Genomic DNA, 25,539 nt, shown 5'->3' with positions numbered 1-25,539 from the left:
CCTTAATAAGGTGGGCTTGAATTAAATATTAATCAGATGAGTATCTTTTAACTATGATATCTGACTATTATTGATATACTCAGCTAACTTCTGATCTTCCCTTTTAATATGCTCTATTAACCAACCTGTTACCATCTTATTTAACTTCATCAATGAAGTGACCTTTACCGTAGAATTTTTATAATCTGCTATAACCTCCTTAACCTTACTTTCAAAATTGTGATGTATCTTCTTATGATTTTCATAATCTGGATACTCATACTTTCGTTGTATCTCTTCTTCTTCCCTAAAATGCTTATCGATATAATTTGCCAAGAAATCCATTACTTCTTCAATATCCTTTTCACTACTTTGATTCTTGTGGGCATCTAATAAGTAATTTGCCCTTTCAAATATTCCCTTATGCTGTTCATCAATCTTCTCTACTCCAACCTTATACTTATCATTCCATTTGGTCACAGCTACCTTATCTTCTAAGACAAATTTAGCCACTAGAGATTTTAAATCATTAGCTTTATCCTTTAATTCATTAGATGAATTATTAATCTCTTGGGACATATTATCTATATCCTTGGCTGCTAAAACCAATGCTTCACTATCATTAGCTAAATCTTGAGCACCATAAGCTATCTGTTCAATCTGTGCTGTAGTCTCTTCGCTGGCTTCTTCTATCTGAGCAAATATTTGATTAGTACTCTCTGTAATAGTTTGGCCTTCTAGAGTCTTCTCTTCTACCTCTTTAATAGCCTTAATCACATTTTGAGAGTTTATTCTAGTATTCTCAATCAACCTCTTAACGTTAACAGTAGCTTTAGTGGTCTCTTCAGCTAACTCTCTAATCTCTTCTGCAACTACTGTAAAGCCTTGACCATGCTCTCCTGCTCTAGCAGCTTCTATTGCCGCATTTAATGCTAATAGATTTGTTTGGTCAGCAACATTAGTAATTAGCTCTATAATACCACCTATCTCTTCACTATTGCTATTTAACTCTTTGATTAAATCAACAGTAACTTTGACTTTCTGATTAATCTCTTCCATCCTACTTACTGTCTCTACCATATTCTCTTTACCTGATTGGGTCTGAGCTGTAGACTCTTCTGCAAAACTGGTTACCTCTTCACCACTAGCAGATATCTCTTGAATATTAGCAGACATACTTTCAATCAATTGATTAGTTGTCTCGATAGCTGCATTACCTTCCTCAGTACTGGCAGATAATATCTCACTATATAATAATAAACTCTCTGCATCTTCTAATATCTTATTGACTAAAATACTCTGCTCTTTAACACTCTCATTAAAAGACTGATAAAGCTGTCCAAATTCATCCTGCTTATTAACCTCTAATCTGATAGTTAAATCTCCTGTAGCTAACTGCTTCATCCCATATGTAATCTTAGCCAAGCCTTTGCTTATGTAATTAGATAACCTTAGCATAATAAAGGTAATTAGAAGAGATATAATGATAAAAGTAACCCCTATAGCAGTTAATATCTCAATTTTAAGATCTTCTAAATTGACATTTTGCTTCTCTACAAAATTATTGAATTGTAAATTAACCACTATTCCAACACTTAACAATGCAACGATCAACCCCAGAGTTATGCTTAATAAGATTTTATGTTTGATTTTCAAATTCATAAGATACATACCATCCCACCCTTTAGTTTGAATTTTATCTCATAATAAATTAAGATTCATCTATAATATTAACCTAATTATAACTAAACTCCTGCAAAGCCTCTATTATTTAGCTCACTTTTTTATTTAATACTTTATCTCACTTACTAAAAGACCTAGTTAAAGGATCCTTTAACTAGGTCTTTTAAGATAATTTCTTATAAAATTAGATACCCACTTAATTTATTAATTCTTAAATCTTAAAGCTATGAATTAATTCTTGTAAGTTTTGAGCCATTTTAGTCAATTCCTGAGCAGAATTAGCTACTTCACTAGACATATTTACTATATCTTGAGAAGAACCCATTAATTGCTCACTACTTCCTGCCAAGCTTTGAGCAGATAGTGTTGTTTGCTCAATTTGAGTAGAAGTTTCTATACTATATTTTTTAATATTTTCAAAACTTTGACCTGCCTTCTCTGCAATAACCTCTCCCTCTTTAACCTTATCCTTGACATGGTTAATAGCTGTTAATCCACCAGTAGATAAGTTTTGTATCTCTTTAATCAAACTACTAATATTATCAGTAGCACTATTGGTCTCCTTAGCCAACTCTCTAATTTCATCAGCTACCACTGCAAAACCTCGCCCATACTCTCCAGCTCTAGCAGACTCAATGGCAGCATTTAATGCCAGTAGATTAGTCTGTTCAGCAATATTAGTAATAAATTCAACAACCTTTCCTATCTCTTTAGAATTGGCTTCCAAATTTCTTATCATTGCTAAGGTCTTATCTACAACACGATTGATTTCTTTATTACTATCTATTGTCTCTTGAATATTAATAAACCCTTGTTCAGTTTGAGAAGTTGCGTTTTGAGAAAAACTAGTTACTTCTTGTGAACTAGCTGCAATCTGTTGAATATTTGCTGACATATTCTCTACTAAACTATTAGTCGATTCTATTGTCGCATTACCCTCTTGTGCTGAAGCAGATAATTCTTCACTATATGCTGATAAGTTTTCTATTATTTCAAATATATCAGCAATCAATTTATTTAAATTATTACGCATCATTTCTAGATTTTCTCCTAGTTGTCCAATCTCATCTTCTCGGTCAACTATAATTTCCACAGTTAAATCACCTTGAGCAAACTTATTAACCTTAGAAGTTAGTTCAATAATTGGTCTAGCAAAATAGTTAGCTAAATAATACACTATTACTGTCACCAATATGAAAGTAATGGTAGCTACTAGACTAATCACTCTTATTAAACTGGCTAGATTGGCTTTAATATCATCTATATATATGCCTGTTCCTAACACCCATCCCCAAGGCTCAAACCCTGCTACATAGGATAACTTAGGTTCAATCCTCCCTTTTTCATCATAGTACTGCCACCTATACTCTAAAAACCCATTTCCTTCTTCTTTAACTATATCGACCATCTCCACAAATATCTGTACTCCATTAGAATCTTTAATGTTAGATACATCTTGACCATTAAGTTTAGGACTTGTAGGGTGCATAATCATTCTGCTTTGTAAGTCATTTATCCAAAAATAATCCTGCCCTTCTCTCCCATAAGTGGTATTCTTAATTAAATCCTTAGCCCTAGCTTGAGCCTCTTTTTGACTTAAAAACCCTTGCTTTTCTAACTTATGGTAGTAATTTAATGTTCCTAGATTAGACTCTACAAGATTCTTTAATTTATATCTTTTTTCTTCATATAATCTATCCTTCATAAAAGAATAGCTAGTTACAGAAATACCGACTATAACCAATAATACTATTGTTAATATAGAACAGAGCAACTTAAATTTAATATTTTGCATATTTCTAAATATTTTCATAATATTCCTCACTCTCTTTAATTTAAGTTTATATTTATTAAAGATTTAGTATTAAATTAAAACTATAACCAACATAAATATTTATGTTATGTATAATTCCCCATAATCAAATAAACTCCTTTTGGTTATTTGTGGTATTTATCCTTTTACTATTAATATATACATTAAAAAATTAGCTATATTAATATAGCTAATTTTTTAACTATAACCATCTCTAATTAAGGTATTATAATTCTTCCTTAATCATTTCATATAGTTCTTCTACACTATCTGCTTGAATTAATTCACCGTCTACTAAAGCAAAAGGTCCCAAAGCACAATCACCACAATATCCTAAACAAGCTTCTACCTCTACACTGACACCATCTAATTCATTTTCAAGCTTATTTGCCAATTCTTCTGTTCCATAAGCAAAATTATTTTCACAAAAACTTATTTCTGACATTAACCTCACCTCCGAATTTATTAATACAAAAAATTGAAAATAATAATTAACTATCTATTTCTTCTTATTATTTGGATTATTTCTTCAATTGATACACTATTAAAATTAACATTCTTTAATTTGATTTTTTCTTCAATAGCTTTTTTTAAAGTTGGAGATTTTCTAATATCACCAATTACAATAGCACCTATTACTTGTTTATCTTTAAGTAAAATTTTAGTATAAGATTTATCCTCATGTTTTTCTTCTATTATGATATTGCTAGCTTTATCTTCATCTATAATTCCCATAGAAAATAAAGAAATCCCAAAAGCTCGTAAGGTAATAACAGGAACAAGATGTTGATAAGTCTCCTCTTTCCCTACAATATTATAACCTGCTGTCTTTCCTTGCTCAATAGCCATATTCCACAAACCATAAATTCTATTATTAAACTCTACTACATCACCACTAGCATATATATTGGCAATATTAGTTTCCATCTTATCATTAACAAGAACTCCTCTATTGCTTTCAATACCTGTATCTGTTAGAACATTTAAATTGGGGTTTATTCCTGTAGAATAAATTACCATATCACAATCTTGTTTTTTACCTTTCTTAGTCAAAAACCCTTTTACTTGATTTTCCCCAATAATTTCTTTTACTTCAGTATCTAATAAAACCTCAATATCTGCTTCTTTCATTGCCTCTTCCAATATCTTAGCAGCTTTCTTATCTAATTCTCTAGGCATAAGATTAGATGAAATTTCAGCAATAGTTACATCCTTCCCTTGTTTTGATAAAATCCAAGCTATCTCTAACCCTTGAATTCCTCCACCAATAATTAAAACTTTACTACTACTCTTAGTTGCATCCCTTATATTCCAAGCATCCTTTAAACCTCTTAAAGTAAATACTGATTTTTTATCTATACCTTTAATAGGTGGAACAAGATTAGAAGCACCCTGTGCTAATAATAATTTACTATACTCAATTTTAGTACCATCCTCTAATTCAATTTTATTATCATTTGGAAGAATACTCTTAACTTTTTTGTCTATGTAAAGTTCTATATTATTTTCATCATACCAATTTTTCTTCTGTAACAATATCTTATCTTCTTCTAAGCTACTTAACAGCCCCTTTGAAAGTCGAATTCTATTATAAGGATAGAACTTCTCTTCACCAAAGAGTTCAATAGAACTTTTTTTATCAATTTCTCTAATTGCCTTAATTGCATTAATTGCTGATATACCATTACCTACGATTACTATCTTTTCCACAGTTATTCCCTCCAGTCATTAAGCACTAACTATCTATTATTCTATACTTTATTATTTTTATTATAATTAAATTCCTTAAAAATAGCTTTTTTGGTTCTTCCACGACTTTTGTGAAAATAATTTAAAATCAAAAGAATTATTAGACGCAGATTTACGCAGACAAAAGCGGACTAAAAAATAAGAAATGAAATAATAAAAGGTTTTAAATCAGATCTTAGTCAGATTTTAGTCTGCGTCAAAAAAGATTTTGATTTATATCTTTTATAAAAATTATTAGTTCAACTTATATAAAATAGGCATTAATCACAAAGTTCGTTGTTGAACCGCTTTTAATTATATAACCTCAAAGTAAAATTTTATTATTATTTAATCTAAGCTTAACTGAATTTATAATCAAACAAATAATAAACTTAAAGGCGATTTGAAGAATAAATTATTTATTTTTCAAATCACTAATTTTAATTTTATACTATACCCTATAATTCAAAAACACTTATTACTAAAAGTTTGCAACCCAATCCTTAACTTCATCATTAACTTCAGGACTTAAATCACCATCCCATTTAAACCCTTTAGCTAAGACTTTAACTCCTAAATCTACTAATTTATCTTCTAATAAATCTACAGCTCCACAAAATTCTGGAAAAGATTCATCACCAGTTCCAAAGGCTACTCCATTTTTAGATGATAAATCAATATTATCTAAATTATCATAAAAATCATAAAAATCTTCTTGCAACTCTCCTGACCCCCAAGTTGATGAACCTAACAGAATTAAGTCAAAATCTTTTAGCATATCTACATCTGCCTTAAGTACATTAATTCGTTTTACATTATACTTCTCTGTTAAAACTCCTTCTAATATCTCTGACAATTCCTCAGTATTTCCCATAGTTGAACCATAAACAATAATTGCTTTTTCCATATGTATCTCCTCCTTGACTTCAGTAATTAGTGAGTACTGAGAAATGATTAGTAAGTAGTTAAAAGATTAACAACATTACTTTTTACTTCTTATTGTCCTTAGGTGTAAAAGAACAATATCCAATCTTATCACTATTCTTTTTAATCTCTTCCCATCTACCTTCTGGTATTACCTCTTTAGCTGTTGGATATAAAATATGATTCTCTTTAAAAATATGATCTCTTAATATTAAAATTAAATATTCCGTATTATCTTTCAACTCTTCTTTAAAATCATCAAATTCTATCTTTTCAATATGCTCAGTTAAATAATCAATCTTCTCTTTTCTAGGCCACAAATCTTCATGCTCCATCTTCATAATTCTCGTTGGTCCTGTTACTCCTGTATAATCTACCTCTGGAAATAAAGCTTCTTCCTCTCGCTTATGATGGTTCTCAGTCTCTAGTAATAGATAAGATACCTCCTTTAACTCTTTAAACACATCATTGTTACAATCATAACTATTCATCTCTTGGATTACTTTATTTGCTTGCTCTAATCTATCTAAGACCTTTAATATCTCATCATGTTCAACAATTAAAACCTGTAAGGGATGACCTTCCTCCACTTCTGCCTTTAATGCTTTTAGTTCTTCTGCCATCACTTCAATATGGGCTTCACATAAATGGCGTAATTCAGTTTCTGGCAAACCTTCATTAATCAGCTCCTGTTCAGTCTCAGATAGCTCCTTAGGACTGATTCTTTCTAATAATGCCCTAGCTTCTTCTTTAACTCCACTAACATCCTCGCCTGAATTCAATTTTTTTAATAATTCCTTCAATTCTATTTTATTAATTTTCACTTCTATACCCCCTTTCAATAATTACCTATTAACATTAATTATTTTTTAAATAACTTTTTCTTTGTATATTCATTATAACTTTAATCAATACTATCAGTATGTGATTTCAATCAAATTTACAAAATAAAAGGAGGTAGTTTAATGTCAGATAAAGATGTAAAAAACTCTTATGAACGAAGTGCTAAAAGAATGCAAGGAAAATCCCAAGCTGATAAAACAATCGGTTCTCAATTATCCAATAAAGATTATAACGATCCTGAACTCCATGGTGATATTCATAACGACCTTAAGATAGATTATAATGATTTTGAAAAGTCACCTTCTATGGAAGAGCTACATAAATGGCAGAGAGAGCATATTCAAAAGGATGATCAAGGTAAAGATGGCTACCCAATGAATGTCATCATCGATCCTGCTATGAGAGAAATGTATCAGGTCGTTAATAAGGCAGAGATGACCAATGTCTTTGACCGCTTTAGTGAACAACAGCCTATCCAATGTAAATTCTGTGTAGAAGGACTATCCTGTCAACTATGTGCTAATGGTCCTTGTCGTATTCATCCAAAAGCTCCGCGTGGAACCTGTGGTGTTGATGCTCATACTATGGTTGCTAGAAACTTTATGTACCGCCATGTTACTATCGGTACATCAGCCAATATCTTCCACGCTCAACAAGCTGCTAGAACCTTAAAAGCTGCTGGTAAACATCCTGAGAGCGGATTGAAGATTCGTGACCCTGAAAAATTAAAGAAATATGCTGAGATGGCAGGTCTAGACTCAAGTAAGTCCATTGAAGAAGTAGCAGTTGATTTTGCTAACTGGGTTATAGATGATATTCATAGTCCTTATCATATTGAATCTAAAGCCGTTGAAGCCTTTGCTCCTGCTAAGCGTAAAGAATTATGGAGAAAGCTTGGATTATTCCCAGGTGGTGGATATAGTGAGGTTGCTTATTCTCAAACCCAATGTATGACCAACTTCAACTCTGACCCAATTGAATTCTTATTAAGATCTGTCCGTTTAGGAGTTGCTAATGAATATCAAGGATTATTCTTATTAGATATCCTTCAAGAAATCCTGATGGGAACTCAAGAAATAACTGAAAAGAAACAGAATATGGGTCTTTTAGATGAAAATATGATTAATGTTGTTACTAATGGTCATATGCCATTACTTGCCCATGTTGCAATCGACCTTGCCTCTAGTGATGAATGGCAACAGAAAGCCAAAGATGCAGGTGCAAAGGGTATCCAGATTCTTGGTCATGTCTGTGAAGGACAACAATTAATGAATTATGAAGGTACCCATAATCAGAAAGGATATGGTGGACAGGAAGGTGAATGGTTGAGCCAAGAATACTTATTAGCTACAGGAGTAGTCGATATGTTTATGTTCGATTATAACTGTACTGTACCAACTATGCCACTTTTCGCTAAAAAGTTTGGTACTAAGCTACTAAGTACTCATCCTGTTATTAAATTACAAGGAACCGAAACCTTAGACTTTGTTCCTGAGAAGATGAAAGAACAAGCAGAAAAAGCCTTGAATAAAGCTATTGAATCCTTTAAAGAACGTAAAGGTTCTAATAGAGAAACCTATATCCCCCCACATACTTCTGATTGTACCGTTGGGTTCAGCACAGAATCAGTTAAAGAAGCTCTTGGAGGAGACTTCAAGCCACTGATTGACCAAATTGCTAATGGTAATATTAAAGGTATAGCTACTATCGTTGGATGTACAACTGCTCGTTATGGTCAAGGTGGAAGTAACATCTTCAAGATTACCAAAGGATTAATAGAAAATGATATCTTAGTTCTTTCTGGTGGTTGTACTTCTGCTGTTATGGAATACACAGGATTAACTAACCCTAAAGCTGCCGAAGAATGTGGTGAGGGACTAAAAGCCGTCTGTAAACAATTAGGAATCCCTCCAGTATTAAGCTATGGTGCTTGTGTAGATATCGGTAAAATGACTCAAACTGCTAAGGAGATTGCTGACACCTTAGAAGTAGATACTAATAAATTACCATTAGTAATTGGAGCACCAGAATACTTAGAACAAAAAGCAGTTGCCGATGCTTGTACTGCTGTTGCACTAGGTTGGTTGGTACATGTTGCTCCAGTACCATCAATTACTGGTAGTGATGTAGTAGTTAAGACCCTTACCGAAACTACAGAAACACTTGGATTAGGAAAAGTAGTAGTAGAGATGGATGCTGAAAAGACAGTCCAAATCTATGTCGACCATATTGAAAAGAAACGAAAAGAGTTAGGATTATAAATGAAAAAGAAGAAGTGGAGAACCCTCCACTTCTTCTTAATTTCTTTTCTTATCAGTCACTAAACCTGCTATCATCAGCCCATCCTTAGGTACAGAAAAAGGTGGTGCATAGGATAGATCAATATCAATCAATTCAGCTGCCTTCATTTCATTATGAATAGCTGTAGCTAAGACATCTATTCTCTTATCTACACCATCCTTACCAATTATCTGTCCTCCTAAGACTCTACCACTATCTTTCTCTACAACTAACTTAATAGTAATTTTAGTATAATCAGGGTAATATCCAGCATGATTACCTGCTTTAATTACAGAGCTGACCACATCATAACCTTTCTCTTTGGCCTCTCTAACTGTAAGCCCAGTACAAGCAACAGCTAAGTCACATACTTTAGTAATTGAAGTTGCTAAAATTCCTTTAAATTCATCCTCTACTCCACATAAATTACTCCCTGCTACCCTACCATGCTTATTGGCAGTAGAACCTAATGGTACCCAAATCGGCTGACCAGTAATTAAATTGGTACTCTCGACACAATCTCCTGCTGCATAGATATCAGCAATATTGGTCTCCATCTTGGAGTTAACCTTGATTGCTCCTGTCTGACCAAGTTCAATCCCTGCCCTTTTTGCTAAGTCTGTATTTGGTCTTACACCAATAGCTAGAATCACAAAATCACAGTCCAACTCTTGACCTGATTCTGTAATAACTCGCTCTACACTCTTATCACCTTGAAATTCTATAACTCCATCTCCTAAAATTACCTCTACCCCTTTATCTTGTAGATGCTCAACAACTATCTCTGCCATATCATCATCAAGATTAGTTAAAACTTGGTGAGCTTTTTCTACTACACTTACCTCTATATCATGCTCTAATAGGCTCTCAGTCAACTCTAAACCAATATACCCACCACCAATAACTACCGCTTTTTTAGGCTGATTTAATTGGATATGATCAATGATTCTATCAGCATTATGGACATTTCTTAATGGAAAGATATTATCTAAGTCTATCCCTTTAATCTCAGGAACAATAGGGCTTGCTCCAGTAGCAATTAATAACTTATCATACTTTACTCTGTTAATCTCATCTCTTAAAATATCCCTAACTATTACCTCTTTACTATCTACCAATATATCTTCAACAGAGTGTTGTGACTTAACCTCTGCTCCTTTTTTCGCTTCAAACCTCTCTGGCGTATAGATAATAACACCATCTCTTTCTTCAACTATATTAGATATATAATAAGGGAGTCCACAACCAGAATAAGAGATATCACTATCTCTTTCAAAGATTACAATCTCAGCTTCAGGATTGATTCTTTTGGCTCTAGCTGCTGCACTGGTTCCTGCAGCAACTCCACCAATTATTACTATTTTCATCTTATCGCCTCCTCAACTATATTATATCCATCTAATAAATATCTAAGAATCTAATTTACTTAAAATACTTATAATATACCTTCTATAATAAAAATAATTCTCCTTGTTACAGAAGCATCTGCTTTAAATCTTCTACTATGTAATCACTTTTTAATCTGATTAGTAGATACTTACTATGTTAAGCCCCAAATATAATTATACTAATATCCCATTATCTATAAAGATTATTTTTCTATTATGTATAACTAATATTAGTTATATTGTTCTAAAAACTAATCTACTTACTAAAATATATTATGATTTATTTGGAATATTATTATCAATCACTTCTTAACAAATATTAGCAGCAATTATAGTATTATAAAAGCCACAGAATAAATTCTGTGGCTTATTAACATATTTTAAATTAAATTTTCAATAACTATCTAGCTTAAATTTATTGGTCTATTAAAACAACTTCTCTATTCTTTAATTTATGATAATGTTATAGAAGGTTTTTGGACTTTAGCAACCTCATCAACCTTAACTACCTTCTTCTCTTCTATAGACTTTAAGATCGCTAATACAGTTTTAAGGTCTCCAAACTCCACCTCTGGAGCTACAGAAATACTCTCTTGGAGAGTGAAGTCTTTGTAGAAGTTTAATAATTCATTATAAAAACCTCGTTTAGGCTTGAAAGGAATCTGTTCTGAACTACCATTATTGTAAAAGACATTTACTATACCAGACTTTCTCTCTTCTAAATAGATCATCCCTTCAGTACCAAAGATTCTTGTTCCTAACAGTGGGCGTTGAGCCTCTTGACCACTGGGGAAGTAAGAAAACTGTCCAATCACACCACTTTTAAATTCCATATTGATGTGAGCAGAGCGATAAGGCATATAATCTTCCTCTTGAGGTTGACCAAAGGCATGTAAATTATCTATAGCACCAAAGATATGGCGAATTCCCGCTAGATTATGGATAGCACCATCTAATAATCTACCACCTGGAAAATCAGGATGCTGTCGCCACTCTTTAGCTGCAAAAGTATTTCCTAACATATCTTTAGGGAAATCAGTGATATAATTACTAATAAAGTAGACAACATCACCAATCTTACGCTGCTTAATTAAATCTCTAATAATATTATTCTCTTCATTATATCTAAAGTTTTCAGCAATCATAATTTTAATCTTATACATGTCGGCAAATTGAGTAAATTCTAAAGCATCTTCTAAGTTTGTAGCAAGAGGCTTTTCACAGATTATATTGACCCCTACTTGGGCTATATCTTCTGCCACTGGGAAATTATCTTCAATAGGAACCATAATATCAACAGCATCTAAACTCTCTCTGTTAATCATCTCTCTATAATCAGTATATGCCTTATCTTGACCAAGACCAGCCACCTGAGTAGCCTTAATTGCCTTATTTTTATCAATATCACAACATGCAACTATCTCATACTTATCTTGAAGCTCTTGGTAAGCTGGGTAATGTAATCTCTCCCAAGCCAAGCCACAACCAATAATCGCTACCTTTACTTTTTGCAAATTTATCAACTCCTATAGTATCTTTTTTAGTTTAATGATTGATTAATCTATTAGGACAATTTAAATACTCTATACAATTATATCTTGTGCACCGATTATCATCTTTATACTTAACTAGTTTTAGCAATTACTACTGCTTTATATCTTATCCCAAAAATACACTAAAGAGCTGTAACTTCCACACATTTTACTTTAAAAAGCAAGTAAAATTCTAAATTTTCTTTAAGAGTGATTTTTTCTTATCTAAAAGTCTGTTATAATTCATTTCCTAAATTTATTACAGAAATTTTTATTGAAAAATTAAAGTATTGAGATACTAATCGTAGTTAAACATCTTATAAATATAATCTTTATTCAACTATCAATTAGTTTTAATGACAACTTTGATTATCTTTTTTATCATCTTCATCACACTTATGACTATGATACCCTTTCATCACTCCATTGCTAAAATCAAACTCAGAACAGAACCAATCACCGTCCCTACACTATTAACCCTCATCTGATGAAGGGTCTTAACTGTTGCTGCACTACCTACTTTAACTATATCGGCAACGGCAATACTACCTGCTAACTCTTCATCAATTAACATCCTGCAATGTTTAACCTTCTCCCATAACCTCTCCTTCCAACTAGCCACTTTTTCTATATTCTCCATGGATAAAATATCATAAATTGGAGCAATCCTATCATAAAGCCTTTTTATTTTATCTGTATCTCTATTCTTCATTTAGTCACCTCTTAAATTTTCTCTAATTGCTCTATTACAATTAAACCTCTTCTATTATTCTATCGGCTTTATTAAATCTAACTGGAAAGAAGGCAGGAGTCTTTCTCATATAATCCTCATATTCCTCACCAAACTCTTCTAAAACAACAGCTTCCTCTCTTTTAGCTAATTTATAATAGGAATATAATAATATCGGTAGCATAATAAAAGTCGATAAAGTAGGCCATTGAATCATCATTCCTATTGTTAACATAAAGATGCCTAAATACTGAGGGTGACGGACATAACGATAGATTCCATCAGTAACTAGCTCTCCTTGACCCCGATGTATCTGCCACCAGCCTATCGCCATAATTACTAGCCCTAAACCAAAGATAAAGCTACCTATTTGACAGATTAGTAATGCTTTCTCTACCCCAACTCCAAAACTCGCCAATAAATGACCACTCTCATGTCCAAAGGGATTTAGGACCGGTATCTTAATTCCAAAGATTGAAGTTAATAAGTAAATTGTTAAAGGAAAACCATACATTTCAGTAAATAAAGCTACAAAAAAGGCACTAACTACTCCCATACTTCTCCATTCATACTTCTTTTTAGGACGAATAAAGCTAATTACAAAGAATAGCACCCATAAAACATTGATTATTACTATCGACCATAACCCATAATCATAGTTCATTAACATCCCTCCTCTTCTAATTTTTCAATTCTTAACATTAAAAACTATAAGGTAGCTTAAAAGGTAATAATTTATCTAAAATTTTAGTTAATAAGGTGAGTTTATTGGTCATCATAAAGATACCAAGAGTTATTAAAATTAAAGCCATAACCAATTGTATATCTCTGCCATATTTACTCAATCTTTTAATTATAGGAATCGCCTTATTAAAAGATAATCCTACTAAGAGATAAGGAACACCTAAACCTATTGAAAAGAAGAACATCACTACAGCACCATTAATCTCTGTTGTTCCTGTTAACATTATGACTGAATAAAAGGTAGGGGCAATACAATGGGAACAGACTATAGCAAAAAAGACACCTACTAAAAAAGTACTAAGATACTTATAGCCTTGAGGAACAGACCTAACATCGACCCTATTACTAAAATCAAGCTTATGTAGAAAATTTAGTTTGATTAGTCCAGCCATCTTTAATCCTAAAAGGATAATAAATACTCCTCCAACTATGTTAAAATATCTAATATTATCCTTAAAAAAATGACCAATTTCACTAACTAACCCACCAATTAAAGTAAATACTAGAGTAAACCCTAAAATAAAGACCAAAGTACTAATTACAATGTGAGCTTTCATCTTCTTTTGTATAGTTGCCGATTGTAAATCCTCTAAAGATAGTCCAGTAATTAAGGTAAAATAGACAGTAATCATCGGAATAATACAAGGTGATAAAAAAGAAAAAAAACCAATGATAAAAGAGACTAAATATATACTTTCCACTAACATTCCTCCTTAAAATACCGCCTAGGGGTATTATTATAATAAGTATATGCTTAGCCTCTTAAAAGATATTCTTAAAATTATATATTTCCTTTAAGTCAATTCTTAGACAATCATTAATCAATAAAATTTTATTTAGTAAATTTAAAAATTACATCCATCAGTTCACTAATAACCTCATCACCTTCTTCACCTACATCTACAGCATTTTTAACACAACCATGGGTATGGGACTCTAAAATACTCATCCCCACCTTATTTAAAGCTCCTTTTATTGCTGCAATCTGAGTTAAAACCTCGACACAATACTTTTCATCATCTATCATATTTTGAATGCCTCTTACTTGACCTTCTACTCGTTTTAATCTAGTAATTAAATCCTTCTTATTTCCACAATATGATGACATAATTATTACCTCCTTTTTTAGAATATAGAATTGATAATTTAAGAACTTTAGATTTTAATTCTCCATTCTTAACTTTCAATTCTCAATTATCTTAGTGGCAACTTTGATTATCATTATTCTTATCATCTTCATCATGTTTATGACCCATCATCCCTTTCATCATGAAGATGTGCATCAATGGGCAGAGTAAGAATAATAACCAACTCCAAGAACTCGCCTCTCCTCCCTGCGAAGTACCTACAAACCAAAAGGCTCCAAACATAACTAAACAACAAAGTAACATCATCAATCCATGTCCACCATGAGATTTCTTTTTATTCATCTTACATCACTCCTCTTTTTTAGTTAAGAATTTAATTCTCAATTTTCAACTTTCAATTCTCCATTATTTCCTAGTGGCAAGAAAAATCATCATCATTGTTATTCTTCTGTTTAAAGGCACCTATCTTCTTACCAATCAGATAAAATAATCCTACTACAATTCCTATTAAAATAAACCCAGCCAAAATCTCCATCATATCCCTCCTTATTTTAACTTAGCCATTAGCCAAGCAGCTATTAAATAAAGAATAAGCCCTAAAATAAAGCTTAGATTAAAACCAAAAATCATTGCCACAATTAAAGTGAGTACAGAACCTATTACTATTCCAACTCCATTAATTCCCCAAGCATAAGGTATAAATTGATTTAATTCTGATTCTTTTAATCTGGCTAGCATTTTTGGGAAAGGTAGCCCCATAAAAAAGCCTAAAAATAAAAGTAATAAGCTAATAAAAATCATCTTAAATCCTACTTCTTTAATTCCAGTCCAATATAATACTTTATTGATTAATATAAGCTCAACTGTAGCTAATCCAATTAAATAAAAGATAGGATTCTTATCTTTGAATATTTCTTTTTTAGAATAAAACAAATTAGATATTCCAGCACCTACTAGTAAAGATACTATTACCGTCACAAAGGAATTAATAGGATGCTCTAAATATAAGGTTAATTTCTGAATTAAAGTTATCTCTAGTATAATAAAAGCCATACCTAAGAGAGTAAAAAAGAAGAATAATTCCACAAAGTTCTCCTCTTTAATCTTTCTAGTCCCAATATTAAATAAGATTAATAGTAACAATGTAGATACTGCCAATATCAATGATAAGGTAGTAGGAATACCTTGTTCGAAATTATAGAAGAAAGGCTGATTATCACTAGTAGCATCAATATTAGCTGGAATTTGACTAGTCAAATTTTCTAAAGTCCATTCTCCCTCTTTCATCTTCTTTAAAGAATCATCTTCAAAAATTCTAGGCAGATGAAGAGGCTGTACATTATATTTAACCATTAATTGATAGATATTATTAACCTGAGCCTTAGTAAATCCTGAAGGCTTAACCAACATTACTGGATATTTTAAGCCATGATTCTTCATTGGTTTAAAGCCAATAATAATAGTATCAGATATCTTAGTATAAGGCACCCCTGTTTCATAGGAGTATTCAATTACTGTACTTAACATCTTCAATAAATCATGCTCACCATGAAAACGAAAGCTAACTATACCCTCATCAGTCAATTTATTAAAATAATCTCCTAAAGCCTCTTTAGTATAGATATAGTTTTCTGCTAAGGTATTGGCCATCCCACTTCCGAGATTAGTCATTACTAAAGAGAGATAAATCTGGTCAAACTTTTGATCACTTTTTCTAATTACATTTCTCCCATCACCAATAATCGTTCTAACCTGTGGGTGATTATAAATATCCCCACTGAACTCTTTTAATTCTTCGGTAGCTAAGACTGTACTCTCATTAATCTCAATCGCAGTAACCTCTTCAATCCCTGCTAATAAAGCATATAATATCTCTTCTCCTCCACCAGGACCAATTAAGGCAATCTTTTGAGGTTTACCTACCTTCATAGGAAAATAACCAATATCCTCTTTTAAATACTCTAGCTTGTTATAATCTCCATCAAAGCGAATCATAAAAGAAAAAGAGGCACCATCCATTCCTACTAATAACCTATTAGGATCCTCCTTTAAAGGATAAACATCGGTTCTACTAAATTCGTTCCACCTTGTAAAAAGACTCTTTTCTCTTATATCAAAAGAACTATTAAATCCAATATGGGGACTGCTTTTAAAACTATTAAAGTTATTCTCATAGAGTGAAGTTAATTGCCCAAAGTTAAAGACTATAAGAAGAATAATCACTGAAGATAAAACTAATACTAGCTTATTCTCTTTAAAGGGTAGCATCATCAATAAAACAACTAAAATAAAGGTAATAATTATTGTTTGAATTAACCCTAAATACTTCATTAATAAGACTGCCAGAATAAGCCCTAGTACTCCACCTAATAAATCTACAGAATAGCTTTGATAAGGGTCATCTTGTAATTTAAAAAGATAAGAAATAATTGACCCTCCTATAATAAAAGGAATTATCGCTAATAGAATATAAAAAACTGGATTTCCTAGGTAGGGTGCTAAGATAATTACTGAAATAACTACTATATAAGATAAGATATAAATCCAACTGAAATGCTTTAAAGAATATTTATTATTCTTACTTAGAAAATAAGTTAGTATCCCACCAAGTCCTAATCCCAAAATAGCAAAGGAAATTACCAAATAAGCAAAATGATTAGGTAAAATTACTGAGAATATTCTACTAGCAAGTAATTCATAGCTAAATAAAGTTAATGAAACCATAAATAATATTGTTAATGATTCTTTAGACCTTTTCATACTTAACCTCCATGCCTATCAATTATGATAAAATTCAATATATTTACTTAGTTCTTCCATAATATCTTCTATACTGAAAATCTCTTCGATATGATATACTCCAGCAGGATATTTTTTAGTATAGATATAATTAGCTATAATTGATGTAATTTTTCCTGTAATTTTAGATTGATTATTTCCTAAAATAGAGCATTCAAATTTTATTTCTTTTCCATCTTTCTTACCTAAAGCATCTACCTTAGCTGCAAATAAATCTGATCCCAGATTAATTTTTTCAAAAATTTTTATAATCATTTTTCTAAAAAGGGTTACTTTTAAAAGGTTAAAAAAACCTAATTTTTTTAAAAGAGCTAAAAGCCTTGTAACCAATTTAGAATCAAAACAGATACGATGTGAAACAGTCTTGATATTAAGTGTTTTAGGTAAGATATGTTGTTCTACAAAATTAAATCGATAAGTAATCCTACTACCAAGATTTCTAGGAAAGGCTATTCTTTTACCATCCTCAAAGCTTTTGACTTCTTTCAATCCCCCACCTTTAATAACTTTAAATACCGTATTTATATTATCAATCATCCATTCAATTGCAGCTTTTCCATGCTCTTCTCCAAGCCCAAGCATTACAGAAATATCAACTCTATCTAGAACATCTAGGTGAGATTTACTGTATTTGACTAATAAATTCGTAATTCCCGGAGACAACCCAACACTCAAAACAGCAGTAGTATCTGAAGCTTTAGCTGTATCCTGTAATGATTTAACCTTTGCTAGAAAATTGTAGGATGCTGTAATGTCAATATAATGGATACCATTTTTTAAACAAGACTCAATAAATTTTATATCTTTTTGATCTACACACATTACTACAAGAAAAACTTCTTCTAATACTTTATTTCTATCTTTGCCTGCAAAGATATCAAATTCCAAAGGCAATATATCTCCATTACTTTTTTGAGCAAACCTTCTTGCTTTTTCATAATTTCTCCCAGCTGCAATAACTTTTCTTGGAAATTTGCTACCTAAATCTTTACAGATAACTTGCCCTACCTTGCCATATCCACCAACAACTAATATTTTATCTCTCATGATTTTAACAACCTTTCAAACATTCTTTACATTCGCTAGTGGCAGCTAAAATTATTGTTATTATCAGTTGGATTGCTTACAACTCTAGTAATTTTAGGCTGAATAGCTGTTCTAGTACTTACTAATTTAATTATTAAAAATGCAATTCCTAAACAACTTAATGCTCCTATTATACCAGAAAATTCATTCTCTAAAGGCATTAGATAAGTACCTGTAAAATAACCTAGAATCATGCTAAATAAAGGAAACAAATAAATCAATAATGCCGAAAAGACCAAATTCTTACCTTCCATCTTCAAGCTTATTTGCTGCCCTTCAACAGCTCCAACTGGATTATCCACTTCTACTAACATCTCACCACTCTCATGATCCTCAGCTAATTCACATTTCTTCTTACACTTACTACAAGCTGAGTAGCGTTCAATCCTGACTATAGCCGATTTACCATTATTAACAACTACTTCGCCTATCTCTTCCACAACAATACCTCCTTTAATAAAGGCAACACCATACCTCTGTATTGTATCTAAAAATTAGCTTAAGAGGGGTTGACTTAGCACCCCCTCTTAAGCTAATACTTATATTTACTCTATTCCTACAACCTCATATCCAGCTTCGGCTACAGCTGCCTCAAACCTATTATCCTCTACTTCATGAGCTAACTCAACGATAGCTCTCTTCTCTTCTGCACTAACATCAGCACTTGTTACTCCACAAATCTCTTCTAACTCTTTCTTTACCCTTCCTGCGCAATGTCCACAAGTCATTCCTTCAATTTTAATAGTCTTTTTCATAATTATCATCTCCTTTAATTTCAGTAATTAGTGAGTAGTAAGATGTAAGAAGTTAAAGCTTATTAATCACTACTTACATCTTACTACTATTTATATTTAGGCTTAATATCAACCTTTCTTAATAGGTTAGCGTTAGTAACTACACTAATTGAACTAGTTGCCATTGCAGCCTCAGCAATAATTGGATGAAGCAATCCCAAAATTGCTACAGGAATAGCCACTGTATTATAGATAAATGCCCAGAATAGATTCTGCTTAATCTTCTTAAAGGTAGCTCTAGATAATTTAATTGCTGTAATTACTGAAGACAAATCTCCTCTAACTAATGTAACATCAGAAGATTCAATAGCAATATCTGTTCCAGTACCAATGGCAATCCCTACATCGGCTTGAGTTAAAGCAGGAGCATCATTGATTCCATCACCTACCATCGCAATAGCACCGAATTTATCCTGTAGTTTTATAATCTCATCAACCTTACCATCAGGTAAGACCTCTGCTACCACATGGTCAATTCCTACCTCTTTAGCAATTGCTTTAGCAGTTCGTTGGTTATCACCAGTTATCATAGCAGTTTCAAGACCTAGTTCTTTTAACTCTGCAATCGCTTTCTTAGAATCCTCTTTAAGAGCATCAGCAACTGCAACTATACCAGCTAACTTATCTTCTACACCAATTAACATAGCAGTTTTAGCTTCTTTTTCTAAGCGTTGCATCTCATCTTCTACTTGACTTACTTTAATACCTGACTCTTCCATTAATCTTCTACTACCAATAAGTACCCTTTGATCATCAATCTCAGCTTTAACTCCCTTACCAGTAATAGATTCAAAGTTATTAATATCTGCTAAATCAAGGTTATCCTCTTTAGCTTTTCTGACGATGGCCTCACCTAAAGGATGCTCTGAACCCGCTTCTACACTAGCAGCAAATTTTAATAACTCTTCTTGACTAAAATCATCACTAGGTACCAAATCAGTAACTTCAGGCTTTCCTTTGGTAATAGTTCCTGTTTTATCAAAGACTATAGTATGAACTTCCTTTAAGGTCTGAATTGCTTCACCTTTTCTAATTAACACACCATTCTCTGCTCCAATTCCTGTTCCTACCATCAAAGCTGTCGGTGTTGCTAATCCTAAAGCACACGGACAAGCAATTACTAACACAGCTATTGTAGCAAAGATAGCAGCAGTAATTCCAGTTAAAGAAGGGTCAACCCAAGGTATATAAACTGCTGCCCAGCTAGTAATACCAGATAAAGTATCAGGAAAGACTAACCATAAGACAAAGGTTAATACTGCAATTATTAATACAGTAGGCACAAAGATGCTAGTTACCCTATCAGCAAACTCTTGAATCGGTACCTTAGTACCCTGTGCCTCTTCAACCATCTTAATAACTTGAGACAAGAAAGTATCCTTTCCTATCTTAGTAGCTTTTACTTTAATTAAACCTCGTTGATTGATCGTAGCTCCAATTACCTCATCACCGATCGATTTTTTAACAGGCATTGATTCTCCAGTTGCCATCGATTCATCTAAGGCACTTTCACCTTCGATAATCTCACCATCAGTTGGTACTTTCTCTCCAGGCTTAACTATCATTACATCACCAATCTCTACCTCTTCAATAGGAATCTCTACTTCCTCATCATCTCTAATAACAGTAGCAGTCTTAGCACCAAGCTCTAATAACTTCTTAATTGCTTGAGATGCTTGACCTTTAGCCCTAGTTTCAATATAACGACCAGTTAAATGGAAGCCCATAATCATAGCAGCTACCCCTGCATAGTTAGCAATTGGACTAAAGAAAGTCGCAGGGCCTGTAACAAAGGCTGCTCCTGTTCCCATAGCAATCAAGACATCCATATTAGCACTACCATGATTAATTGCCTTATATGCAGTAACAAAGGTTTCCTTTCCTACCCAAAATAAGACTGGTATAGCTAAAATAATCTGAATTAAATGATAAGTACTCTCTGTCGGTAAAGCCACTCCAAAGAACATCTGGGGAATCATCAATAAGATAATTGGGATAGTAAATCCCCAAGCCCATAGCATCTTAGTTTTGGCTTCTTTGACCTTTCTTAAATCCTCATTCTCCTGATCTTCTTCACTTTCCTTACTTTCAATTACTTCATAACCAGTATCAGCTACAATCTTCTTCAACTCTTTTTCACTGATTAAATCAGAGTTAAATTCAATATTTGCTTTTTCTGTAGCAAAATTAACTCTAGCATCAGATACTCCTGTTGCTTTATTTAAGGCTCTTTCTACAGTTTGAGCACAGCTAGCACAAGTCATTCCACCTATTTTCAAACTGACCTTATCAAAGGCGACCTCATAACCAGTATCCTTAACTGTTTTAATTAAATCTTCAACTTTAAGTTTAGAAGCATCATATTTAACAGTTGCTTTCTCAACAGCAAAGTTAACAGTTGCCTCTTCTACTCCATCGAGTTTATTTAATGCATTCTCGATACTTTGTGCACAACTAGCACAGCTCATTCCTTTAATTTTTAGTGATTCTTTCTGTAAAGCTTTTGCTTCTGACATATCTATCCCTCCTTAAATTTATTCTTATCATTTTACATCACTTTCATTAATACCTATACCCCCTATAGGTATTAATGAATTAAAGTATATTATTTAAGAATGGATTTGTCAAGAAATTTTAGCAAATTATTAAGATGTTTTTAGTAAAAGCTATAATAGGTTAGAAGAGAAAAAGCCGTCGCCACTAAGATTATTAGATTATCTCTTAATTTTACTTTTAAAGATATAGCTTTTGCTTCTATAGGTCTATTCTTTATTTTATCCTTAATTAAAGACATAATTATCCCAGCAACTAAAACTATTACCAAACTGGTCAGATGGGCTACAGTAAAGGGCTTAAAGACTAAGGGATTGCTTCTAAAAAACTCCACAATGCCTCGATTAATAGAAAAGCCGATAATATACCATAAAAATAGCTGTCCATGATACTTGACTTTATCACGAAGATTCCATAGTATTGCAAAAAGAATATAATTTAAAATGATTTCATAGGCTTGAGCAGGATGAAGAATTTGTTGACCTATTTTAACCCCCCAAGGGTATGCCTTCTTCATAGCTACTCCAAAAACATCACAACCAATCCGACCTATTGCCTGCCCTAAGATTATTGCTGGAGCAAAGGCATCAGCTAGCTTCCAAAAATTCAACTTCTTCTTCTTTACATAAAACCAGGCTACTAAGATTGCTCCTATTAAGCCTCCTTGAATTGATAAACCACCTTGTTGAATCATAATAATTTCACTTGGATTCTTCAAATAATAAGCAGGATTAAAGACTAATAGATAATAAAGTCTTGCCCCGATTATAGCTGCTACAATGCTATAAAGTGCTAAATTAAAGACTTCATCTTGATCTAATTGCTCTCTTTTAGCCTCTAAATTTAAAATATAAAAGCCTGCTGCTATCCCTAAAGCAATAAATGTTCCAAAAAGACTGATAGAAAAGGGACCTAATCTAAATAATATTGTCTGCATCTTCTCTCCCCTTACTATGATTAATTTTTAATTATATATCTTTATCTAAAATCAAGCACTATCCTGTGGTTTATAAGTATAAACCTTGATAAAATCTTTAGCACAATTTTCACTACAGAAATAATACTTCTTGCCACTAACCACTCTAGTAACTGCATTATTCTTCTCAATATGCATCCCACAAATAGGGTCGTGAACCATCTCTATTACTTTGCTGTTATTACTTTCTGTACTACTATTAATATGCTGATCATGATTATGCTCTTTGGTAGAACTATGGCTACTATGGCCTCCACCACAACATCCTCCACCTTTACGCATCATCCAAAACATTAATCCAAAAAAGATTATATATCCTATTGTTCCCACAAACTTCAACCTCCTTTATATACAGTGTCAATATGAGAAATTAGTATGAGTAAAGACCAAGATATAGAGATTAAAAATTTAAAATCATGCTAATCTTCCATAATCTTTGTAAAGGTCTACTCACACTCACACTGACAACTCACACTAATTAATTAAAGACGATTTCATGAGGTTCATTACCAACATTAAACTCACTTATCTTAGTAAAGTTTTTAGTATCAAAGACCACTACTTGATTATCTCTTACATCACTAATGTAAACAAAATCTCCTGTTGGACTCATTGAGAGATGATTCGCATGCCCATTGATTCTTAATTCTTTAACTACTTTATAATTATTCATATTTACAATAGTAATTGTGTTACTTCCTCGATTAGTCAACCAGATATACTTACCATCAGGTGAGATAATAATTCCATGGGTTCCCTCATCTATTTTTTTAGTCAATTTAGTCTCCCAAGTTCCAGTCTCAACTACAGTCATAGTACCTCCATTAAAATTAGCTGTATAAAGGTATCTGTTATCTAAAGAAGGAATTGCTTCATTAGGACCATCGCCAACCTTGACTTTATTTTCAACCTCTTGAGTTATTGTATTAATTACTGTAATCTCATCATGATCTACATTGCTGACATAAGCATATTTACCATCAGGACTAAAATTAATATGACCTGCTCCATTAGTAATAATCTTTTTAACTACTCGATTATACTCTGTATCAACTACTAAAACATCACCACTACCACCCTTACTTCCTCCAGCTAAATATAAGTATTTATTATCAGGACTAATATCTATGCCATGAACAGGGCTACCTACATACATCTTCTTAATTAATTTGCCCTCAGGTAAAGAGAAGACATATAAATTTCCATCCTTATAATCACCTATATAAAGTTGATTATGTAAGGTATCCACAGCCAAACCATGAGAAGCCTGACTAGCAACCTTAATTGTCTTAATGACTTGATGTTTTTTAGTATCTACTACTGATACAGTACCACTACTAGCATTAGCAATATAAGCATAATTCCCATTATTTTTAATTTTTAATTTCCACTTTAAAGTATGTTTAACATCTCTAATATCAACAAAAGTTACTTCTATAAACTTAGTTGAAATATTAAATAGTTTCTTATTCTTATTATTAACCTTAATTATACCTGCTGGATGGTGACTAGACTTTCTTTCCCATTTCCATTCAATATCATTTGAGCTTACTTCTCCTAAATTAGTTTTTACTTCAAGAATCTGATTAAAATCTAAATCTAATAAATTGCCACTATGAGTAGTTAAATAAACTTGAAACTTAATAGTATCATCATCTACTTGATTAGGATTAAAAACTGCATCAATCCAAACCCCTTCACCACTGGAACTACGACTCCATTTTTGAGGATCAAAATCTTCACTAGCCATTGCAATATTTGAACTGAATAATATTAAAGCTAATAAAATTAATATAGACACTTTAAATTTCTTCACTTTATCAACTCCTTATTTACTTAAAAAACCTTTTTATTATTAAAGACTGGAAATAAGAGTGGAGTTACCACTCTTATTTATTAATTGCTCATTTTATCATTCTTATTTTCTTCTTTTACAGTATGATCAGTCATATTATTATCTTCAGTTATACTATGACCATGACCTTCATTTTTCATATTGCCACCCATCGTGCCTTGACCATCACCACACATCTTCTTCATCATATCCATCATATTACCACTCATTATTTCTTGACCATTACCATGCATCTTCTCCATCATGCCCATCATATTGCCATTCATCATTCCTTGACCATTACCGTGCATATTTTTCATCATACCCATCATATTGCCATTCATCATTCCTTGACCATTACCGTGCATCTTCTTTGTAATAGCAGCTAATTGCTCAACTGGAACTATTTTTCTTAATTCTAAATACTTTGCAGTCCTTAAATCAAAAATCTTATTATCTAACTTCTTAATCTCTTTTCTTAACTTGATAATATCTTTATCCTTAGCCTCTTTATCAGTATACAATTTATTTAATTCTCTATTCTTAACCCTTAACTGGTCTTGAACCTCATCAACCTTTTCATAATACTCTGCCTGCAAATCACTAACCTTCTCTAGCATTTCTTTTGATAATTCTAAACTACCCTGCTGACTAGCACCTCGCCCACCATGAGCTAAAGCCAAAGGTGTAACTGTTAATAACAGTCCCATAATAAAAGCTAAACTTAATAATTTTTTCATAATTATCATCCTCTTAGATATTTAA

Annotated in this window: 24 protein-coding genes; 1 reads left to right on the top strand and 23 read right to left on the bottom strand. The window is 32.2% G+C overall.

Features of this window, described 5'->3' with window-relative positions:
* Positions 1 to 51: 51 nt before the first annotated feature.
* From U472_RS10145 to U472_RS10120, 6 genes are all read right to left on the bottom strand, one after another.
* Positions 52 to 1,650, bottom strand: a complete 1,599-nt coding sequence (locus U472_RS10145; protein ID WP_083189857.1) for a bacteriohemerythrin — start codon at positions 1,648 to 1,650, stop codon at positions 52 to 54.
* Positions 1,651 to 1,873: 223 nt separating this feature from the next.
* Entirely contained in the window at positions 1,874 to 3,475 is a 1,602-nt protein-coding gene (locus tag U472_RS10140) for a methyl-accepting chemotaxis protein (protein WP_068718105.1), read from the bottom strand.
* A 226-nt stretch (positions 3,476 to 3,701) separates the two neighbouring features.
* Positions 3,702 to 3,920 carry a YuzB family protein gene (locus U472_RS10135; protein ID WP_068718103.1) on the bottom strand — a complete coding sequence of 73 codons (219 nt, stop codon included), beginning with the start codon at positions 3,918 to 3,920 and terminating at the stop codon, positions 3,702 to 3,704.
* Between the two features lie 50 nt (positions 3,921 to 3,970).
* Positions 3,971 to 5,185 (bottom strand): NAD(P)/FAD-dependent oxidoreductase, encoded by a 1,215-nt coding sequence (locus tag U472_RS10130; RefSeq protein WP_068718101.1) that lies wholly within the window; start codon positions 5,183 to 5,185, stop codon positions 3,971 to 3,973.
* Positions 5,186 to 5,684: 499 nt separating this feature from the next.
* Positions 5,685 to 6,110: a flavodoxin domain-containing protein gene (locus tag U472_RS10125; RefSeq protein ID WP_068718100.1), complete on the bottom strand. Its 426-nt coding sequence runs from the start codon at positions 6,108 to 6,110 to the stop codon at positions 5,685 to 5,687.
* An 82-nt stretch (positions 6,111 to 6,192) separates the two neighbouring features.
* On the bottom strand, positions 6,193 to 6,951 hold the full coding sequence (locus tag U472_RS10120; RefSeq protein WP_068718097.1) for a DUF438 domain-containing protein: 759 nt from the start codon (positions 6,949 to 6,951) through the stop codon (positions 6,193 to 6,195).
* A 141-nt stretch (positions 6,952 to 7,092) separates the two neighbouring features.
* Here U472_RS10120 and cooS point away from each other — a divergent pair, with 141 nt between their 5' ends.
* Entirely contained in the window at positions 7,093 to 9,231 is a 2,139-nt protein-coding gene (gene cooS, locus U472_RS10115) for an anaerobic carbon-monoxide dehydrogenase catalytic subunit (protein ID WP_068718095.1), read from the top strand.
* Between the two features lie 36 nt (positions 9,232 to 9,267).
* On the opposite strand, the gene U472_RS10110 is transcribed toward cooS, so the two are convergent.
* The 17 genes from U472_RS10110 to U472_RS10035 form a co-directional block, all read right to left on the bottom strand.
* A complete protein-coding gene (locus tag U472_RS10110) occupies positions 9,268 to 10,617 on the bottom strand; it encodes an FAD-dependent oxidoreductase (RefSeq protein WP_068718093.1) in 1,350 nt (449 codons plus the stop codon).
* 473 nt (positions 10,618 to 11,090) lie between these two features.
* Positions 11,091 to 12,152 (bottom strand): Gfo/Idh/MocA family protein, encoded by a 1,062-nt coding sequence (locus U472_RS10105; RefSeq protein ID WP_068718091.1) that lies wholly within the window; start codon positions 12,150 to 12,152, stop codon positions 11,091 to 11,093.
* A gap of 436 nt (positions 12,153 to 12,588) precedes the next feature.
* Positions 12,589 to 12,882 (bottom strand): hypothetical protein, encoded by a 294-nt coding sequence (locus U472_RS10100; RefSeq protein WP_068718089.1) that lies wholly within the window; start codon positions 12,880 to 12,882, stop codon positions 12,589 to 12,591.
* A 40-nt stretch (positions 12,883 to 12,922) separates the two neighbouring features.
* Complete coding sequence (locus tag U472_RS10095) at positions 12,923 to 13,564, bottom strand: methyltransferase family protein (RefSeq protein WP_083189856.1); 642 nt, start codon at positions 13,562 to 13,564, stop codon at positions 12,923 to 12,925.
* Positions 13,565 to 13,601: 37 nt separating this feature from the next.
* Complete coding sequence (locus U472_RS10090; RefSeq protein WP_176714140.1) at positions 13,602 to 14,345, bottom strand: cytochrome c biogenesis CcdA family protein; 744 nt, start codon at positions 14,343 to 14,345, stop codon at positions 13,602 to 13,604.
* A gap of 131 nt (positions 14,346 to 14,476) precedes the next feature.
* On the bottom strand, positions 14,477 to 14,752 hold the full coding sequence (locus tag U472_RS10085) for a metal-sensitive transcriptional regulator (protein ID WP_068718081.1): 276 nt from the start codon (positions 14,750 to 14,752) through the stop codon (positions 14,477 to 14,479).
* A 91-nt stretch (positions 14,753 to 14,843) separates the two neighbouring features.
* Positions 14,844 to 15,074: a DUF2933 domain-containing protein gene (locus tag U472_RS10080; protein WP_068718079.1), complete on the bottom strand. Its 231-nt coding sequence runs from the start codon at positions 15,072 to 15,074 to the stop codon at positions 14,844 to 14,846.
* Positions 15,075 to 15,144: 70 nt separating this feature from the next.
* A complete protein-coding gene (locus U472_RS17430) occupies positions 15,145 to 15,267 on the bottom strand; it encodes a hypothetical protein (RefSeq protein WP_281201094.1) in 123 nt (40 codons plus the stop codon).
* An 11-nt stretch (positions 15,268 to 15,278) separates the two neighbouring features.
* Complete coding sequence (locus U472_RS10075) at positions 15,279 to 17,492, bottom strand: spermine/spermidine synthase domain-containing protein (RefSeq protein ID WP_068718078.1); 2,214 nt, start codon at positions 17,490 to 17,492, stop codon at positions 15,279 to 15,281.
* Positions 17,493 to 17,510: 18 nt separating this feature from the next.
* Positions 17,511 to 18,578: a saccharopine dehydrogenase family protein gene (locus tag U472_RS10070; RefSeq protein WP_068718077.1), complete on the bottom strand. Its 1,068-nt coding sequence runs from the start codon at positions 18,576 to 18,578 to the stop codon at positions 17,511 to 17,513.
* A 35-nt stretch (positions 18,579 to 18,613) separates the two neighbouring features.
* Positions 18,614 to 19,057, bottom strand: a complete 444-nt coding sequence (locus tag U472_RS10065) for a SoxR reducing system RseC family protein (RefSeq protein WP_068718076.1) — start codon at positions 19,055 to 19,057, stop codon at positions 18,614 to 18,616.
* A 105-nt stretch (positions 19,058 to 19,162) separates the two neighbouring features.
* Positions 19,163 to 19,372 (bottom strand): heavy-metal-associated domain-containing protein, encoded by a 210-nt coding sequence (locus tag U472_RS10060; RefSeq protein ID WP_068718074.1) that lies wholly within the window; start codon positions 19,370 to 19,372, stop codon positions 19,163 to 19,165.
* Between the two features lie 86 nt (positions 19,373 to 19,458).
* Positions 19,459 to 21,927, bottom strand: coding sequence for a heavy metal translocating P-type ATPase (locus tag U472_RS10055; protein WP_068718072.1), 2,469 nt, complete (start codon positions 21,925 to 21,927; stop codon positions 19,459 to 19,461).
* Positions 21,928 to 22,067: 140 nt separating this feature from the next.
* On the bottom strand, positions 22,068 to 22,901 hold the full coding sequence (gene lgt / locus U472_RS10050) for a prolipoprotein diacylglyceryl transferase (protein WP_068718067.1): 834 nt from the start codon (positions 22,899 to 22,901) through the stop codon (positions 22,068 to 22,070).
* A gap of 51 nt (positions 22,902 to 22,952) precedes the next feature.
* The gene (locus U472_RS10045) at positions 22,953 to 23,270 is read right to left on the bottom strand and encodes a YHS domain-containing protein (protein ID WP_068718065.1); all 318 of its coding nucleotides are present in this window, start codon (positions 23,268 to 23,270) and stop codon (positions 22,953 to 22,955) included.
* A 148-nt stretch (positions 23,271 to 23,418) separates the two neighbouring features.
* Positions 23,419 to 24,756: a YncE family protein gene (locus U472_RS10040; RefSeq protein WP_068718062.1), complete on the bottom strand. Its 1,338-nt coding sequence runs from the start codon at positions 24,754 to 24,756 to the stop codon at positions 23,419 to 23,421.
* Between the two features lie 80 nt (positions 24,757 to 24,836).
* Positions 24,837 to 25,514, bottom strand: a complete 678-nt coding sequence (locus U472_RS10035) for a Spy/CpxP family protein refolding chaperone (protein WP_068718060.1) — start codon at positions 25,512 to 25,514, stop codon at positions 24,837 to 24,839.
* Between the last annotated feature and the right edge of the window lie 25 nt (positions 25,515 to 25,539).

This window comes from Orenia metallireducens (genome assembly GCF_001693735.1).
In the GTDB taxonomy this organism is placed as follows: domain Bacteria; phylum Bacillota; class Halanaerobiia; order Halobacteroidales; family Halobacteroidaceae; genus Orenia; species Orenia metallireducens.
Note: the sequence above shows the minus strand (reverse complement) of the source record. Positions and strands in the feature narration are given on the sequence as shown.

What these genes read in the sequence shown, in the direction of transcription:
- U472_RS10145 (WP_083189857.1), bottom strand. Translation starts at nt 1,650, where the DNA reads ATGTATCTTATGAATTTGAAAATCAAACATAAAATCTTATTAAGCATA.
- U472_RS10140 (WP_068718105.1), bottom strand. Translation starts at nt 3,475, where the DNA reads ATGAAAATATTTAGAAATATGCAAAATATTAAATTTAAGTTGCTCTGT.
- U472_RS10135 (WP_068718103.1), bottom strand. Translation starts at nt 3,920, where the DNA reads ATGTCAGAAATAAGTTTTTGTGAAAATAATTTTGCTTATGGAACAGAA.
- U472_RS10125 (WP_068718100.1), bottom strand. Translation starts at nt 6,110, where the DNA reads ATGGAAAAAGCAATTATTGTTTATGGTTCAACTATGGGAAATACTGAG.
- cooS (WP_068718095.1), top strand. Translation starts at nt 7,093, where the DNA reads ATGTCAGATAAAGATGTAAAAAACTCTTATGAACGAAGTGCTAAAAGA.
- U472_RS10110 (WP_068718093.1), bottom strand. Translation starts at nt 10,617, where the DNA reads ATGAAAATAGTAATAATTGGTGGAGTTGCTGCAGGAACCAGTGCAGCA.
- U472_RS10100 (WP_068718089.1), bottom strand. Translation starts at nt 12,882, where the DNA reads ATGAAGAATAGAGATACAGATAAAATAAAAAGGCTTTATGATAGGATT.
- U472_RS10095 (WP_083189856.1), bottom strand. Translation starts at nt 13,564, where the DNA reads ATGAACTATGATTATGGGTTATGGTCGATAGTAATAATCAATGTTTTA.
- U472_RS10085 (WP_068718081.1), bottom strand. Translation starts at nt 14,752, where the DNA reads ATGTCATCATATTGTGGAAATAAGAAGGATTTAATTACTAGATTAAAA.
- U472_RS10080 (WP_068718079.1), bottom strand. Translation starts at nt 15,074, where the DNA reads ATGAATAAAAAGAAATCTCATGGTGGACATGGATTGATGATGTTACTT.
- U472_RS17430 (WP_281201094.1), bottom strand. Translation starts at nt 15,267, where the DNA reads ATGGAGATTTTGGCTGGGTTTATTTTAATAGGAATTGTAGTAGGATTA.
- U472_RS10075 (WP_068718078.1), bottom strand. Translation starts at nt 17,492, where the DNA reads ATGAAAAGGTCTAAAGAATCATTAACAATATTATTTATGGTTTCATTA.
- U472_RS10070 (WP_068718077.1), bottom strand. Translation starts at nt 18,578, where the DNA reads ATGAGAGATAAAATATTAGTTGTTGGTGGATATGGCAAGGTAGGGCAA.
- U472_RS10060 (WP_068718074.1), bottom strand. Translation starts at nt 19,372, where the DNA reads ATGAAAAAGACTATTAAAATTGAAGGAATGACTTGTGGACATTGCGCA.
- U472_RS10055 (WP_068718072.1), bottom strand. Translation starts at nt 21,927, where the DNA reads ATGTCAGAAGCAAAAGCTTTACAGAAAGAATCACTAAAAATTAAAGGA.
- lgt (WP_068718067.1), bottom strand. Translation starts at nt 22,901, where the DNA reads ATGCAGACAATATTATTTAGATTAGGTCCCTTTTCTATCAGTCTTTTT.
- U472_RS10035 (WP_068718060.1), bottom strand. Translation starts at nt 25,514, where the DNA reads ATGAAAAAATTATTAAGTTTAGCTTTTATTATGGGACTGTTATTAACA.